Genomic DNA, 15,837 nt, shown 5'->3' with positions numbered 1-15,837 from the left:
ACGCAACAGGTGTTGCGGCGTCGAGGGCGCGTGCCTACCCTGAGACGACGTGAGAGGAACGCGATGATCGAGTCGGACGAGCTGCTGTCCATCCGCGCGGCCGAGCTGTACTACGAGGAGGACAAGACCCAGGACGAGATCGGGTCGATCCTCACGCTCACCCGCTGGAAGGTCGGGCGACTGCTCGCGCAGGCCAAGGCGAGCGGGTTCGTCCGCATCGAGATCGTCCACCCGCGCGCCCGTCGGCTGCCGGTCGAGCGCCGGCTGCGCGAGACCTGCGGGCTCACCGACGCGATCGTCGTGTCCACGGCGGGAGTCGACGACCAGGACGAGCTCCAGGCGCGCACCGCCCAGGCCGCCGCCGACTACCTGGCCTCGTTGCGGCCCGCGCCGCGCACGCTCGGGATCAGCTGGGGCCGCACGCTCGACGACGTCGCCCGGCACCTGCAGGACGGCTGGGCCGGCGGGGTGGACGTCGTCCAGATCAACGGGGGCGTCAGCCTGAACCGGCGCGCCGGCACCGCAGCGTCCACCGCCGTCACCATCGCGCAGAAGGCAGGCGGCCACGCCACCCTGCTGCCCAGCCCGGCGATCCTGGAACGGCTGGAGACCAAGCGGGCCATCGAGTCCGACCGTGCCGTCGCCGCCGTGCTCGACCTGGCGTCGGGCGCCGACGCCTACCTGTTCAGCGCCGGGGCGGCCGACGCCGGCTCCGTGCTGGTCGACAGCGGCTACCTCACCGCCGACGACATCGCCGCGCTCGTCCGCGCAGGCGCGGTCGGTGACGTCGTCGGCCGGTACGTCGACGGCTCCGGCGCCATCGTCGACCCGCGGCTCGACGAGCGGACCGTCGGCCTGTCGCTCGAGAGCCTGCGCGCGGCGCAGCTCAGCATCGCGGTCATCGCGGGGGCGGCGAAGCACTCCGTCGCGAGCGCCGTCGTCCGCAGCGGCCTGTGCACCGTCCTCGTCACCGACGAGGACACCGCCCTGCACCTCATCGAGAACCACCCGGCAGTCCCCGACAGCAAAGGTCAGCGAGGCACCGAATGACAGGCACCCAGATCGTCCCCGGCGAGCGCGCCATCGCGCTCCTGGGCGGCGAAGCGAACGACGCCAACCTGCGTCGCTACCTGCACGGCATCCCGGGCGTCGACGCCGTCGGTCTGGAGCAGCGGGCCGCAGGTCTCGGCACGCGCTCGATCAAGACGACCTCCAAGGCGTGGGCGCTCGACCGGATCATCGGGCTCATCGACCTGACCACCCTCGAGGGCGCGGACACGCCGGGCAAGGTGCGCTCGCTCGTCGCGAAGGCGGTCACCCCGGACCCCGCCGACCCCGGCTGCCCCCGCGTCGCCGCGGTGTGCGTGTACGGCGACATGGTGGGCCACGCGGTCCAGGCGCTGGGCTCCGCGCACGGCGACCCGGACCAGGGCAAGATCGCCGTCGCGGCGGTCGCCACGGCGTTCCCGAGCGGCCGCGCGTCGCGGTCGATCAAGCTCGAGGACACCGCCGACGCCGTTGCCGCGGGTGCCGACGAGATCGACATGGTCATCGACCGCGGGGCGTTCCTCGCGGGCCGGTACGGCCAGGTGTACGACGAGATCATCGCCGTGAAGGAGGCCTGCCGCCGCGCGGACGGGACCTCCGCGCACCTCAAGATCATCCTCGAGACCGGCGAGCTGAACACCTACGACAACGTCCGCCGGGCGTCGTGGCTGGGGATCCTCGCGGGGGGCGACTTCATCAAGACGTCCACCGGCAAGGTGGCCCCGGCGGCCACGCTGCCCGTCACCCTGCTCATGCTCGAGGTCGTGCGCGACTGGCACCGGCTCAGCGGCGAGAAGGTCGGCGTCAAGCCGGCCGGCGGCATCCGCGCGTCCAAGGACGCGATCAAGTACCTGGTGACCGTCGCCGAGACCGTCGGGGAGGAGTGGCTGACGCCGCACCTGTTCCGGTTCGGCGCCTCCAGCCTGCTCAACGACGTGCTGATGCAGCGGCAGAAGATGACGACCGGGCACTACGCCGGTCCCGACTACGTGACGATCGACTGAAGGGCCACTGATGTCATTCCTCGAGTACGCCCCGGCCCCCGAGTCGCAGGCGATCCTGAACCTGCGCAGCGAGTACGGCCTCTTCATCGACGGCGAGTTCCGCGAGGGGCACGGCACGCCGTTCGCCTCCATCTCCCCGGCCACCGAGAAGCACATCGCGACGATCTCGACCGCTGACGCGGCGGACGTCGACGCCGCCGTCGCCGCCGCGCGCCGCGCCTACGACCGCACCTGGTCACGCATGTCCGGCGCCGACCGCGGCAAGTACCTGTTCCGCATCGCCCGCCTGGTCCAGGAGCGCAGCCGCGAGCTCGCCGTGGCGGAGAGTCTCGACAACGGCAAGCCGATCAAGGAGAGCCGGGACGTGGACGTGCCGCTGGTCGCGGCCTGGTTCTTCTACTACGCCGGCTGGGCCGACAAGCTCGACCACGCCGGCCTCGGCGCCAACCCCGCGTCCCTCGGCGTCGCCGCCCAGGTCATCCCGTGGAACTTCCCGCTGCTCATGCTCGCGTGGAAGATCGCCCCGGCACTGGCCGCCGGCAACACCGTCGTCCTCAAGCCGGCCGAGACCACCTCGCTGACCGCGCTGCTGTTCGCGGAGATCGTGCAGCAGGCCGACCTGCCGCCGGGGGTCGTCAACATCATCACGGGCGCGGGCGCGACGGGCGTCGCGCTGGTCGGGCACGACGACGTGAACGCGGTCGCCTTCACGGGGTCGACGCCCGTCGGGCGGGCGATCGCCAAGTCCGTCGCCGGGACGAACAAGAAGGTGACGCTCGAGCTGGGCGGCAAGGCGGCGAACATCGTGTTCGACGACGCCCCCATCGACCAGGCCATCGAGGGCATCGTCAACGGCATCTTCTTCAACCAGGGTCACGTCTGCTGCGCGGGCAGCCGCCTGCTGGTCCAGGAGTCGATCCACGACGAGGTCGTCGACCGGCTCAAGGCCCGGCTGTCCACCCTGCGCCTGGGTGACCCGCTGGACAAGAACACGGACATCGGCGCGATCAACAGCTCCGCGCAGCTGGACCGCATCCGGGCGCTGAGCGACATCGGCGAGGCCGAGGGTGCCGAGCGCTGGACGGCCGAGTGCACCATCCCGGAGAACGGGTTCTGGTTCGCGCCGACCATCTTCACCAACGTCTCGACCAGCCACCGGATCGCCCAGGAGGAGGTCTTCGGGCCCGTCCTGTCGGTGCTCACGTTCCGCACCCCGGCGGAGGCGATCGCCAAGGCGAACAACACCCCGTTCGGCCTGTCCGCCGGCATCTGGTCCGACAAGGGCAGCCGCATCCTGGCCGTCGCCGACAAGCTCCGCGCCGGGGTGATCTGGGCCAACACGTTCAACCGGTTCGACCCGGCGAGCCCGTTCGGCGGGTACAAGGAGTCCGGCTACGGACGCGAGGGTGGCCGCCACGGCATCGCCTCGTACCTGACGAGCGGCACCCCTGCCCGGCCCGCCGTCGCCGCGGCCGTCACGAAGCCCAAGACCGTCACCAAGGGAGCCACCAAGTGACCCGCCTCGCCGTGCCCAAGACCTACAAGCTGTACATCGGCGGGGCGTTCCCGCGCAGCGAGTCGGGTCGGACCTACGAGATCGTCAGCGCCAAGGGCGCGTTCCTCGCCAACGCGTCGAAGGCGTCCCGCAAGGACGCCCGGGACGCGGTCGTCGCGGCGCGCGCCGCCGTCGGTGGCTGGTCGGGTGCGACCGCGTACAACCGCGCCCAGGTGCTCTATCGCGTCGCCGAGATCCTCGAGGGCCGGCGCGCCCAGTTCGTCGCCGAGATCGTCGATGCCGAGGGCGTCTCCAGCGCCGTCGCGACCGCGCAGGTGGACACCGCGATCGACCGCTGGGTCTGGTACGCGGGCTGGGCGGACAAGTACGCGCAGGTGGCCGGCAACGCGAACCCCGTCGCCGGGCCGTACTTCAACATCTCGGTCCCCGAGCCCACCGGCGTGGTCGCGATCATCGCCCCGCAGGACTCGTCCCTGCTCGGGCTGGTCTCCGCGGTGGCTCCCGCGCTCGTCTCCGGCAACACGGTCGTCGTGGTGGCCTCCGAGACGCTCCCCCTGTCCGCGATCAGCCTGTCCGAGGTGCTCGCGACGAGCGACGTGCCCAAGGGGGTCGTCAACGTGCTCACCGGGTCGCCCGCGGAGATCGCACCCTGGCTGGCCAGCCACCAGGACGTGAACGCGCTCGACCTGGTCGGCGCCGGTGCCCTGGACTGGGTCGACCTGCAGATCGCGGCCGCGGACACCCTCAAGCGGGTGCTCACGCCGGAGAACGGCCCGGACGCCGCAGCGCCGTCGCTGGGGCGCATCACGGCGTTCGTGGAGACGAAGACCGTCTGGCACACGAAGGGTCTGATCTAGGCACGACGACGGCCCGCACCCGAGCTGGGGTGCGGGCCGTCCTCGTGCTCAGGCGCGGTGGCGTCCGCCGCGGGCCGCCATGTACGCAGGCCGGATGACCTGGTCGATCAGGGCGGACCGCTCGTCGTGGTGCAGGAACGAGTGCGCAGCGGCGGTGACGGCCACGTCGCGCAGGTCCACCAGGTCCCAGCCGGCCTCCTCGACCAGGAGCGTGAGCTCCCGGGTCATCGAGGTACCCGACTGCAGACGGTTGTCGGTGTTGACCGTGACGGCGAAGCCCAGGTTCCGCAGCCGTGTGACGGGGTGGGCGGCCACGGACTCGGCGGCACCCGTCTGCACGTTGGACGACGGGCACAGCTCCAGCGGGATGCGCCGGTCGCGCACCCAGTGCGCGAGGGTGCCGAGCTTGTCGCCCAGCTCGTCGGTGGTCACGTCCTCGATCAGCCGGACGCCGTGGCCGATCCGGCAGGCGTGCGCGACGTGCACGGCCTCGGCGATCGACTCGACCCCGGCGGCCTCGCCGGCGTGCACGGTCGCGGGGAAGTCGGCGTTCGCGAGCGTGGCGAACGCGGAGGCCTGGCGTGAGGGCGGGAAGCCCGCCTCGGCGCCGGCGATGTCGAAGCCCACCACCCCGTTGTCACGGTTCTCCAGGGCGAGGGCGGCGATCTCGTCCCCGCGGTCGGCGTGCCGCATCGCGGTGATGAGGGTGCCGATCCGGATCGAGCGGCCCTGCGTCGCGGCCTCGGCGATCCCCTCGGCGAACCCGGCCTGCACCGCGTCGACCACCTGCTGGAGAGAGAGCCCCTTGCTCAGGTGCTGCTCGGGCGCGTACCGCTGCTCGGCGTACACCACGCCGTCGGCGGCCAGGTCGAGCACCGACTCGCGCGCGACGCGGCGCAGCCCCTCCTCCGTCTGCATGACCGCGACCGTGTGGTCGAACGTTTCGAGGTAGCGCTCCAGCGTCCCCGAGCTGGCGGCCTCGACGAACCAGCGACCGAGCTCGTCGGGGTCGGTCGCGGGAAGCTCGTAGCCGATCTCCGCGGCGAGCTCGATGATCGTGGCCGGGCGCAGCCCGCCGTCCAGGTGGTCGTGCAGGACGACCTTCGGAAGGCTCGGGATGAGCGCGACGAGCGCGGCGGTGGCGTCGGCCTCGGACGACTCGGACGAAGCGGGCACGTCAGCAGTCGCAGCCGCCGAGGGCTCGGAGGGGGAGGTCATGCGCTCACCGTACCGGGACCGGCGTTCCGGAGCAGGCTGTCAGCCGTCGCTCCCGTCGTCCTCGGGCAGCTCGGTGTCCTGCTCCACCACGTCGGCCTCGTCGGCGCGACCGTCGCGGTCGGCCCGGGCGAACCCCGGCTCGTACTCCTCGGGGTCCGTCGCGTCGACCTCGTCGGCCGCCTCGTCGGCCAGGCTGCGCGGCCCGTCCGGGTCCACCGGCACCAGGCCGGCATCCCGCCAGGCGTCGTTCCCGGGCACGGTGCTCATCACCCCATCCTGCCCCCGCCGGGACAGGTCCGCGAGGGTCAGGCGTCGATGCGGTCGATCACCAGCGGGCGGTCGGGTACGGCCGTCCCCGCCGGTGCGACGACGACCTTGCCGACGAGCGCCTCGCGCGCCCGGCCGAACCGCTCGGGCGTGTCGGTGTGCAGCGTCAGCAGCGGCTGCCCGGCCCGGACGGCGTCCCCGGGCTTGGCGTGCAGCTCGACGCCGGCGCCCGCCTGCACCGGGTCCTCCTTGCGAGCGCGTCCCGCCCCGAGCCGCCACGCGGCGATCCCGACGGCGTACGCGTCGAGCTCGGTGAGCACGCCGTCGGACTCGGCCAGCACCTGCTCGGTCTCGCGGGCCACGGGCAGGACCGCGTCCGGGTCGCCGCCCTGGGCCGCGATCATCCGCTTCCACGCATCCATGGCGCGGCCGTCGGCCAGAGCCGCGGCGACGTCCTCGCCCGGGCGTCCCGCCGCGTCGAGCATCTCGCGCGCCAGCGCCACCGTGAGCTCGACGACGTCCGCCGGTCCCCCGCCGGCCAGCACCTCGACCGACTCGCGGACCTCGAGCGCGTTCCCGGCGGTCAGGCCGAGCGGCGTCGACATGTCGGTGAGGAGCGCGACGGTCTTCACGCCCGCGTCCGTGCCGAGCGCGACCATGGTGCGGGCCAGCTCGCGGGCGCGGTCGACGTCCTTCATGAACGCTCCGGAGCCCACCTTCACGTCGAGCACGAGCGCGCCCGTGCCCTCGGCGATCTTCTTGCTCATGATCGAGCTGGCGATCAGCGGGATGGCCTCGACCGTGCCGGTCACGTCACGCAGCGCGTAGAGCTTGCGGTCGGCGGGGGCGAGCCCGGACCCGGCCTGGCAGATGACGGCGCCGACGTCGTCGAGCTGGGCCATCATCTCCTCGTTGCTGAGCGCGGCCCGCCAGCCGGGGATGGACTCGAGCTTGTCCAGCGTCCCGCCCGTGTGGCCCAGCCCGCGGCCGGACAGCTGAGGTACCGCGACGCCGAACACCGCGACGAGCGGCGCCAGCGGCAGCGTGATCTTGTCCCCCACGCCGCCGGTCGAGTGCTTGTCCGCGGTGGGGCGGGACAGGCCGGAGAAGTCCATCCGCTCGCCGCTGGCGATCATCGCGGCGGTCCACCGGGCGATCTCCGCCCGGTCCATGCCGTTGAGCAGGATCGCCATGTTCAGCGCCGACATCTGCTCCTCGGCCACCACGCCGCGCGTGTACGCGTCAATGACCCAGTCGATCTGCGCCTCGCTCAGGCGGTGCCCGTCGCGCTTGGTGACGATGACGTCGACGGCGTCGAAGGCCTCGGTGCTCATGCGCGTTCCTCCAGGTCGGCCGGGCCGAACGCGTCCGGGAGCACCTCGGTCATCGGCTTGATGCCGTGCGTCGTCTCGACCAGCAGCCGGGCTCCCCCGTGCTCCCAGAGCAGCTGCCGGCAGCGGCCGCAGGGCATGAGGACGTTCCCGTGCTTGTCCACGCAGGTGAACGCCACCAGGCGCCCGCCGCCCGAGACGTGCAGGCCGGAGACCAGCGCGCACTCGGCGCAGAGCGTGACGCCGTAGGACGCGTTCTCCACGTTGCAGCCGACGACCACGCGGCCGTCGTCGACCAGGGCGGCGGCGCCGACCGGGAAGTGCGAGTAGGGGGCGTACGCCCGGTGCATGACGTCCGCGGCGGCCGCCCGCAAGGCGTCCCAGTCGATGTTCACAGCACTCACTTCGTGTAGGGGATGCCCTCGGCGGCCGGCGGGCGCACGCGTCCGACCAGCCCCGCGACGGCGAAGATCGTCACGATGTACGGCGTCATCAGCATGATCTGGCTGGGGATCGGCGTCTGGATGATGCTCAGCTGGAGCTGCAGGTTGTTGGCGAACCCGAACAGCAGGGCCGCGGCGAGCGCACCCTTGGGGCTCCAGCGGCCCAGGATCATGGCGGCGAGCGCGATGTACCCCTTGCCGTTGGTCATCTCCTTGCCGAACGCCAGCCCCGCGGCCACCGTGAAGAACGCGCCACCCAGACCGGCCACCGCGCCGCCCAGCACCGTCGAGCGCAGCCGCGTGCGGTTGACCTTGATGCCGACGGTGTCCGCGGCCTTCGGGTGCTCGCCGACCGAGCGCAGGCGCAGCCCCCAGCGGGACCGGAACACCATGATCTGCAGCACGATCACGACGACGTACATGATGTAGACCAGCGCGGTCTGCCGGAACAGGACCGGGCCGATGATCGGGATCTGCGAGAGCACGGGGATGCTGATGACCGGCAGGCCCGGCGGGTTGTTCCAGGTGTCAGGGTTCTCCTTGAGCACCGTGGAGAACAGGTAGCTCGTCACGCCGATGACCAGCACGTTGAGCACCACGCCGACGATGATCTGGTTGACCACGTACTTGATGGAGAAGAGCACCAGCAGCAGGCCCACCAGGGCGCCTGCGATCGGCGCGGCGATCAGGCCCGCGTACGCGCTGCCGGTCAGGGTCGCGACGACCGCGGCGAGGAACGCCCCGCCGAGCAGCTGGCCCTCGATGGCGATGTTGATGATGCCCGAGCGCTCGCAGAGCAGGCCCGCGAGGGCGCCGAACACCAGCGGGATCGCCAGGAACAGCGAGCCCTGCAGCAGACCGGTCAGCGGCAGCGCGCTGTCCTTGCCGGCGACGGCCCACACCAGGAACGCGAAGACCATGAGGACGCCGTACGTGATCGGCAGCCAGACGCCGGCCTTCTCGCGCCGGCGGGTCTCGTAGAAGGACACGCCCGCCAGAGCCAGCGCGCCGAGGCACAGGAGGGTCGCGGTGAGCTTCGAGGGCACCGAGAACGGCGTGAACTGGACGAAGTCGCGTGACGTGGAGATGCCGAACGTGCTCGTCTCGCCGCTCGGGCCGAGCAGGCCGAAGACGACGAGCCCGAACAGGGCGACCACCCCGTAGGCGATCGGGGCGTGCCACCGGATGGGGGGCAGGACCTGCGGGGAGGCGGGGCGTGCCGACGCCGGGGCGTCGATCGTGGGGGCGCTCACGCGCTGACCTCCTTCGCGGTGACGGGCACGACAGGCTTCGGTGCACGGGGCACACCCGGCGAGGGCAGCCGGAACACCGACCGCACCAGCGGCGGGGCCGCGATGAACAGGACAATGAGCGACTGCACGACGAGCACGATGTCGATGGGCGTCCCGGTGCGCGCCTGCATGACCACGCCGCCGGCGCGCAGGGCGCCGAACAGGATCCCGGCGAGCACCGTGCCGAGCGGCTTGGACCGACCGAGCAGGGCGACCGTGATGGCATCGAACCCGTAGCTCGCCGCGACGCCGGCCGTGAGGACCCGCTCCGTGCCGAGCACCTGCGCCGAGCCCGCGAGGCCGGCGAACGCACCGGCGGTGAGCATGACCCACACGTAGGTCGCGTTCACCGAGATGCCGGCGGTACGCGCCGCGTGCGGGTTGGAGCCCACGGCACGGAACCGGAAGCCGATGGTCGAGCGCTCCATGAGCCACCACGTGAACACCGCGGCGGCGATGGCCACCAGGAAGCCGGCGTGCAGGCGGTACCCGCCACCGAGCAGCAGGGGGTACACCGCACTGTCGGGGATCGGCGGGCTGACCGGGTTGTTGCTGCCCGGGCGCTGGAACGCGTCGAGGCTCAGCAGGTACGCGACCAGGTAGATCGCGATGTTGTTGAGCATGATCGTGACGATGACCTCGTGCGCGCCGGTGCGTGCCTTGAGCACGCCGGCGATGCCCGCCCAGAGCGCACCACCGAGCGCGGCGCCGATGACGCAGAGCAGCAGGTGCAGCGCCGGGGGGAGGTCGAACGTGAAGCCGATGTACCCGGCGAAGATCCCACCGAGGATGATCTGGCCCTGGGCGCCGATGTTGAACAGTCCGGCCCGGAAGCCGATGCCCAGGCCGAGACCGGCCAGGATGAGCGGCGTCGCGACGGTCAGGGTCTCGGTGATGGGGCGGACCGCACGGCCCAGCTCCTCGGCGCGCGGGTCGAAGACCGCCCCGGCGAACAGGGCTGCGTAGGCCTCGGAGACGGCGGACCACGCCGCGGCGAGCAGGTCGCCCGGACGTGAGAAGAAGTAGCCGGCCGCCTCCTGGACGGCCGCGTCCGCCGCGGCGATCAGCAGCCCGCCGATGAGGAGCGCCAGCACGACGGCGAGCACCGAGACGAGCCAGCTGCTCGTGAGCATCTCGTGCAGGATGCGGCGCCCGCCGTCCGGCTCCTCCGCCGGGGCGACGACGCCGGTCTGCCCGGGGGGCGGCACCTGCGCGTCGGGCAGCGGGGCGGGCGTCGGGCTGCTCACAGCTCCTCCTGGGGGGTTGCCGTGTCGGCGGGGGTCGTGGTCGGTGCGGGTGTGGGTGGAGCGGCCTCGAGATCGGCACCGCCGAGCGCCGTGTGGTGCTCGGCGGCCTGGCGCACGGCCTCGTCCTCCGGCACGCCCGCCATCATCAGGCCCAGCACGTCGCGGTCGGTGCCCCCCGGGACGTCCCCGACGACGCGGCCCCGGTACATGACCAGGATGCGGTCGGCGAGCGCCAGGACCTCGTCCAGCTCGGTCGACACGATGATCACCGGGGTGCCGTTGTCGCGCTCCTGGACGATCCGCGTGTGGACGAACTCGATCGAGCCGACGTCCAGGCCTCGGGTGGGCTGCGACGCGATGAGCAGGCGCAGCGGCCGCGACATCTCCCGTGCCAGCACGACCTTCTGCTGGTTGCCACCGGACAAGGTGCTGGCGTGCGCGTCGATCGACCCGGTCCGGACGTCGAACTCGGCGATCCGCTTGTCGGCGTTCTCCCGGACGGCCGCGGGCCGCAGCGCGACGCCTCGGGCGAACGGCTCGTAGCGGTGCAGGTCGAGGATGAGGTTCTCCGCGATGGAGAAGTCGGCGATGACACCGTCGGTCGACCGGTCCTCCGGGACGAACCCGACGCCGGCGTGCAGCACGTCCCGCACGGAGCGGCCCACGAGCTCGACCCCGTCCAGCTGCACCGACCCGGCGACCGGCGACTGCAGCCCCAGCATCACCTCGGTGAGCTCGGTCTGACCGTTGCCCTGCACACCTGCGATCGCCAGGATCTCGCCGCGGGCGACGTCGAACGAGACGTCGTCGACCTGCCGGACGCCGGCCTCGTCGATGACCGTGAGGTTGCGCACCTGCACGGTGGCCTCGCCGGGCACCGCGACGGAGCGGTCGACGCCCAGGTCCACCGAGCGGCCGACCATGAGGGACGCGAGCTCGGTCTCCGACGTGGAGGGCTCCGCGGTGCCGACGACCTTGCCCCGCCGGATGATCGTGATGCGGTCCGCGACCGCGCGCACCTCACGCAGCTTGTGCGTGATGAAGACGATCGACGTCCCCGACTCCTTGAGCTGGCGCATGATGCCGATCAGCTCGTCGGTCTCCTGCGGCGTGAGCACGGCGGTGGGCTCGTCGAGGATGAGGACCTTGGCCTGGCGGGAGAGCGCCTTGATGATCTCCACGCGCTGCTGGACACCGACGGGCAGGTCCTCGATGTAGGCGTCGGGGTCGACGTGGAACCCGAACTGGTCGGAGATCTCCTTGACCCGGCGGCGTGCCTCGGGAAGGTCGATCAGGCCGGCGCCGCGCACGGGCTCGTGCCCGAGCACCACGTTCTCCGCGACGGTGAAGACGGGGACGAGCATGAAGTGCTGGTGGACCATGCCGATCCCGGCAGCCATCGCGTCACCCGGTCCGACGAACCGCACGGGGGCGTCGTCGACGAGGATCTGGCCCTCGTCGGGGTCGTACAGGCCGTACAGCACGTTCATCAGCGTGCTCTTGCCGGCGCCGTTCTCGCCCAGCAGGGCGTGGATCTCGCCGGGCTCGACCACCAGGTCGATGTGGTCGTTGGCGACCAGCGGCCCGAAGGTCTTGGTGATGCCCTGCAGCTCCAGCTTCACCGGTGGTCTCCTTCGACGTCACGAGCGTTCCTAGACACTATCCATCTGCGTGGCGCGCGTGCGCCGGACAGGCCGACGGCCCGGGCACCTCGCCCGGGCCGTCGTGCTGTCGTGCGTGCTTCGTCCTGCGTCAGATCACTTCGGGGAGGCGTCGGACTCGACGACGATGTCACCGGAGATGATCGACGCCTTGAGCTCGTCGAGCTTGGTGACGACGTCCGCGGGGACCTTCGACTCGAAGTCGTGGAACGGCGCCAGGCCGAGGCCCTCGTTCTCCAGCGTGCCGACGTACGGGTCGGAGCTGAAGCTGCCGTCGACGGCCTCGCTGATCGTGTCGAAGACGGCCGGGCCGATCTCCTTCATGACCGAGGTGAGGACGAGGGAGCCGTACTCGGTGGTCTCGAACCAGTCGGCGTCGACACCGATGATCGCGACGTTGCCGGCCGTCTGCGCGACGGACGCGGTGCCCAGGCCGACCGGACCGGCGACGGGCATGATGATGTCCGCGCCCTGGTCGATGAACGACTGGCCGATGTTCTTGCCGTCGTCCTGGCTGTCGAAGTTGCCGGCGAAGACGCCGGTCTGCGCGGCCTTGTCCCAGCCGAGGAGCTGGACGGAGCCGCCGTTGTCCTCGTTGAACTTGGCGATGCCGTCGGCGAAGCCGTCCATGAAGATGGTGACGGACGGGATCTGGATGCCACCGAAGGTCGCGACCTTGCCGGTGGTCGTCGTCGCCGCGGCGACGTAGCCGGCGAGGTAGGCCGCCTGCGCGGTGTCGAACAGGATCGGCTTGCCGTTCTCCAGGGTGACCGGCGCGAAGTCGGCGTCGGAGAAGGAGCTGTCGACGAGCGCGAAGTTCACGTCCGGGTTCGCCTCGGCGGCGGTCTGGATCGGGTCCTCGAGCAGGAAGCCGACGCCGATGATCAGGTCGCAGTTCTCGGCGACGAGGCTGTCGATGTTCGGCGTGTAGTCGGTGTCAGCGGCGGACTCGACGCTGGCCACCTCGATCCCGAGCTCGTCCTCGGCCTGCGTGAGGCCCTCGAAACCGGCCTGGTTGAACGACTTGTCGTCGAAGCCACCCGCGTCCGAGACCATGCACGCCTTGAAGTCGACGCTCGCCGCGGACGACTCGCCGCTGCCGGCCGTCTCGTCCGTGTCCTCCGGAGCACTGCCACACGCCGCAAGCGCGAGGGCGACCGCCCCGCCGAGCACGGCCACTCGAATGATCTTCTTCACGCGACTCTCCTGAATCTCGTCAGCAGCCGGTCCGGCTGGGCCGACCGTGCGGTTGGCACGACGGTGTACCACCACAAGGTCTGGGGCTGCCCGGCATTGATTCTCGGACCATAACGAGCAAGAGGTGTCGGGCAGGTTACCGGCGGGTATCCGCGCAGGTTCCGTTACCGACTTGGTATGTCCGCCCAGGTGACGGACGGGGCGTCTCAGCCCGCGAGAAGGGCGGTCCGAACCAGGAGAAGGGCCCCGACCTCGACCGCACGCTCGTCCACCCGGAGGTCGCCCTGGTGGATGTCGTAGGTGTGGCCGCCCGGCGTGCGCGTGCCCAGCCGCGCCATCGCCCCCGGCACCTTGGTCAGGTACCAGGCGAAGTCCTCGCCGCCCAGCGACTGCTCGGTCAGCTGGACGGACCCACGCCCGAGCACGTCGTGCGCCGCCGCCTCGAGGATCCCGGTCGCGTGCGCGGAGTTCTCCACCGGCGGGACGCCGCGGTGGTGCCGGACGTCGACCTCGACCCCCAGGGGAGCCAGGACCTGCTCGACCGCCGAGTGGAAGACCTCCGACGCCTTCTCCCAGGCGCGGACGTCCAGGCACCGCAACGTGCCCTTGACGGTGCCGGTCGACGGGATCGCGTTGTGCGCCGACCCCGCCTGCACGGCACCCCACGTCAGGTTGACGCCGGAGCGCGGGTCCAGGCGGCGGCCCAGGATGGCGGGCACCTGCGTGATGACCTGACCGAGCGCGAACACCACGTCACCCGTCAGGTGCGGGCGGGACGTGTGCCCGCCCGGTCCGGTGACCGTCACGGTGACCTCGTCGCTGGCGGACGTGATGGGGCCGATCCGGGTGCCGACCTGGCCGACGTCGACCTTGGGGTCGCAGTGGAACGAGTAGATCTCGCCGACGCCGTCGAGCCCGCCCGCGGCCACCACGTCGAGCGCGCCACCGGGCTGCACCTCCTCGGCAGGCTGGAACACCAGCCGCACGCCGGTGCGCAGCTCGTCGGCCAGCTGGGCGAGCACGAGCCCGGCACCGAGCACCGCCGCGGCGTGCACGTCGTGCCCGCACGCGTGCGCGACGCCCCGGACGGTCGAGGCCCACGGCAGACCGCTCGTGTCCTGCACGGGCAGCCCGTCGAGATCGGCGCGCAGGGCGATCCGCTTGCGACCGCTCGTCGCGGGGCCGGGACCGATGTCGCAGATCAGCCCGCTGCCCGGCAGGAGGTGCGGCTCGAGGCCCGCGGCACGCAGCCGCTCGGCCACCAGCTTGGTGGTCCGCACCTCCGTGCGCCCGAGCTCGGGGTGGGCGTGCAGGTCGCGGCGGATGGCCGCGAGCTCGTCGCGCAGCTCCGCGACCAGGGCAGCGAGCCGGGCCGACACGGGGTCGGTGGGGTCGGGCCGCAGGCTGGTCAGGGGGGCGACGACGGGATCGGGGTGAGCGGAGGACACGCTTCGACCCTAACCGCGAGCGCCCGGACCGGCGGCGGGTGTCCGCGTCAGAGCAGGTCCTCGCGGCCGCGCGCCCGCCACGCGTCCACCGCGGACTTGACCGCCTGGGCGTGCGCGAGCGTGGTCACCAGCACCGCGTCGGGGGTGTCGACCACCACTGCACCCGGCAGCCCGACCACCGACACCGTGCGGCCGGTCCGGGGCACGACGAACGCCCCGTCCGAGTCGATGCGCAGGACGACGCCCTCGTCGCCGAGGGTGTCGACGGGCAGCAGCGCGGCGAGCGACTCGAAGTCGCCGACGTCGTCCCACGAGAAGTCCCCGGGCACCACGGCCACTCCCCCGACAGCGGCCACCGGCTCGGCGATCGCGTGGTCGATCGCGATCTTGGTCAGCCCCGGCCAGACGCGCTCGAGGACCTCCGCGCGGTCCGGTCCGTCCCACGCGGCCGCGATCTCCTGCAGGCCGGCGGCGAGCGTCGGCAGCTGCGTCGTCAGGTGGTCCAGCAGCACGCGGGCCCGGACCAGGAACATGCCCGCGTTCCAGCGGTACTCCCCGGTGGCCAGGTAGGCGGTCGCGGTCTCGGCGTCGGGCTTCTCGGTGAACCCGGCGGCGTGCGCGACGCCCGGTGCCTCGTCCAGGCCGAGCGACGCGCCCGAGCGGACGTACCCGAACGCGGTCGACGGGCCGGTCGCTGCGATGCCGATCGTCACCACGTACCCGGCACGGGCCGCGACGACGCCCTCGCGCACGGCCCGCTCGAAGCCCTCGGTGCCGGCGATGACGTGGTCGGCCGCGAACGACCCGAGCACGACGTCCTCGCCGTGCCGCTCGAGGAGGACCGCGGCGGCGAGCCCGATCGCGGCCATCGAGTCGCGCGGAGAAGGCTCGGCCAGCACGTCGTCGGCGCCGACCTCGGGCAGCTGCGCCGCGACGGTCTCCGCGTGCCGTGCCCCGGTCACCACGAGCACCCCACCGGCTCCCGTGAGCGGGAGCAGCCGGTCGACCGTCGCCTGCAGCAGGGTGCGCCCCGAACCGGTCAGGTCCAGCAGGAACTTCGGGTGGCCGGCACGCGACAGCGGCCACAGGCGCGTGCCCGCACCGCCCGCAGGGACGACGGCGTGGAATCCGGGAATCGCGCGGGGCAGGGTCGACATGGGGGCCAGGGTAACGAGGGCCCTGGTTGTGCAATACCTCACAGCAGGGGCCTAAGGACCCTTGCCGAGCGGTTGCGTACTGATCGGTTCACTACAGTTGTGGCGACAAGGACGCCGTCGTCCGAACCTCTGATCCGCCAGGAGGCCCCTAG

The 15,837-nt window shown here is 72.0% G+C and carries 14 protein-coding genes; 4 read left to right on the top strand and 10 right to left on the bottom strand.

The genetic code is table 11. The features are described 5' to 3' along the window. The first annotated feature begins 63 nt into the window (after positions 1 to 63). From ASD18_RS19075 to ASD18_RS19060, 4 genes are read left to right on the top strand one after another with little or no spacing between them, the layout of a single operon-like run. Entirely contained in the window at positions 64 to 1,050 is a 987-nt protein-coding gene (locus ASD18_RS19075) for a sugar-binding transcriptional regulator (protein WP_056096114.1), read from the top strand. After that, positions 1,047 to 2,051 carry a deoxyribose-phosphate aldolase gene (deoC, locus tag ASD18_RS19070; RefSeq protein WP_056096110.1) on the top strand — a complete coding sequence of 335 codons (1,005 nt, stop codon included), beginning with the start codon at positions 1,047 to 1,049 and terminating at the stop codon, positions 2,049 to 2,051. Before ASD18_RS19075 ends, deoC begins: the two co-directional genes overlap by 4 nt. 10 nt (positions 2,052 to 2,061) lie before the next feature. Continuing rightward, the gene (locus ASD18_RS19065; protein WP_056096107.1) at positions 2,062 to 3,567 is read left to right on the top strand and encodes an aldehyde dehydrogenase family protein; all 1,506 of its coding nucleotides are present in this window, start codon (positions 2,062 to 2,064) and stop codon (positions 3,565 to 3,567) included. Continuing rightward, positions 3,564 to 4,424 carry an aldehyde dehydrogenase family protein gene (locus ASD18_RS19060; protein ID WP_056096103.1) on the top strand — a complete coding sequence of 287 codons (861 nt, stop codon included), beginning with the start codon at positions 3,564 to 3,566 and terminating at the stop codon, positions 4,422 to 4,424. The genes ASD18_RS19065 and ASD18_RS19060 overlap by 4 nt, the downstream gene beginning before the upstream one ends. A gap of 48 nt (positions 4,425 to 4,472) precedes the next feature. On the opposite strand, the gene ASD18_RS19055 is transcribed toward ASD18_RS19060, so the two are convergent. The 10 genes from ASD18_RS19055 to ASD18_RS19010 form a co-directional block, all read right to left on the bottom strand. Continuing rightward, complete coding sequence (locus ASD18_RS19055; protein WP_082574277.1) at positions 4,473 to 5,642, bottom strand: adenosine deaminase; 1,170 nt, start codon at positions 5,640 to 5,642, stop codon at positions 4,473 to 4,475. 39 nt (positions 5,643 to 5,681) lie between these two features. After that, positions 5,682 to 5,909: a hypothetical protein gene (locus ASD18_RS19050; RefSeq protein ID WP_056096101.1), complete on the bottom strand. Its 228-nt coding sequence runs from the start codon at positions 5,907 to 5,909 to the stop codon at positions 5,682 to 5,684. A 38-nt stretch (positions 5,910 to 5,947) separates the two neighbouring features. Beyond that, positions 5,948 to 7,243 (bottom strand): thymidine phosphorylase, encoded by a 1,296-nt coding sequence (locus ASD18_RS19045; RefSeq protein ID WP_056096096.1) that lies wholly within the window; start codon positions 7,241 to 7,243, stop codon positions 5,948 to 5,950. Beyond that, a complete protein-coding gene (locus ASD18_RS19040; protein ID WP_082574275.1) occupies positions 7,240 to 7,635 on the bottom strand; it encodes a cytidine deaminase in 396 nt (131 codons plus the stop codon). The genes ASD18_RS19045 and ASD18_RS19040 overlap by 4 nt, the downstream gene beginning before the upstream one ends. Positions 7,636 to 7,640: 5 nt before the next feature. Then, complete coding sequence (locus ASD18_RS19035) at positions 7,641 to 8,936, bottom strand: ABC transporter permease (RefSeq protein WP_056096093.1); 1,296 nt, start codon at positions 8,934 to 8,936, stop codon at positions 7,641 to 7,643. Further along, positions 8,933 to 10,222: an ABC transporter permease gene (locus ASD18_RS19030; protein WP_369817319.1), complete on the bottom strand. Its 1,290-nt coding sequence runs from the start codon at positions 10,220 to 10,222 to the stop codon at positions 8,933 to 8,935. Before ASD18_RS19030 ends, ASD18_RS19035 begins: the two co-directional genes overlap by 4 nt. Further along, complete coding sequence (locus ASD18_RS19025) at positions 10,219 to 11,844, bottom strand: ABC transporter ATP-binding protein (protein ID WP_056096090.1); 1,626 nt, start codon at positions 11,842 to 11,844, stop codon at positions 10,219 to 10,221. Before ASD18_RS19025 ends, ASD18_RS19030 begins: the two co-directional genes overlap by 4 nt. 135 nt (positions 11,845 to 11,979) lie before the next feature. Beyond that, positions 11,980 to 13,080 carry a BMP family protein gene (locus tag ASD18_RS19020; RefSeq protein WP_056096087.1) on the bottom strand — a complete coding sequence of 367 codons (1,101 nt, stop codon included), beginning with the start codon at positions 13,078 to 13,080 and terminating at the stop codon, positions 11,980 to 11,982. A 206-nt stretch (positions 13,081 to 13,286) separates the two neighbouring features. After that, the gene (locus ASD18_RS19015) at positions 13,287 to 14,492 is read right to left on the bottom strand and encodes an amidohydrolase (protein ID WP_369817325.1); all 1,206 of its coding nucleotides are present in this window, start codon (positions 14,490 to 14,492) and stop codon (positions 13,287 to 13,289) included. Between the two features lie 83 nt (positions 14,493 to 14,575). Next, on the bottom strand, positions 14,576 to 15,685 hold the full coding sequence (locus tag ASD18_RS19010) for a mannose-1-phosphate guanylyltransferase (RefSeq protein ID WP_056096083.1): 1,110 nt from the start codon (positions 15,683 to 15,685) through the stop codon (positions 14,576 to 14,578). Between the last annotated feature and the right edge of the window lie 152 nt (positions 15,686 to 15,837).

It is taken from the genome of Cellulomonas sp. Root137 (assembly GCF_001426725.1).
Lineage (GTDB): Bacteria > Actinomycetota > Actinomycetes > Actinomycetales > Cellulomonadaceae > Cellulomonas.
Note: the sequence above shows the minus strand (reverse complement) of the source record. Positions and strands in the feature narration are given on the sequence as shown.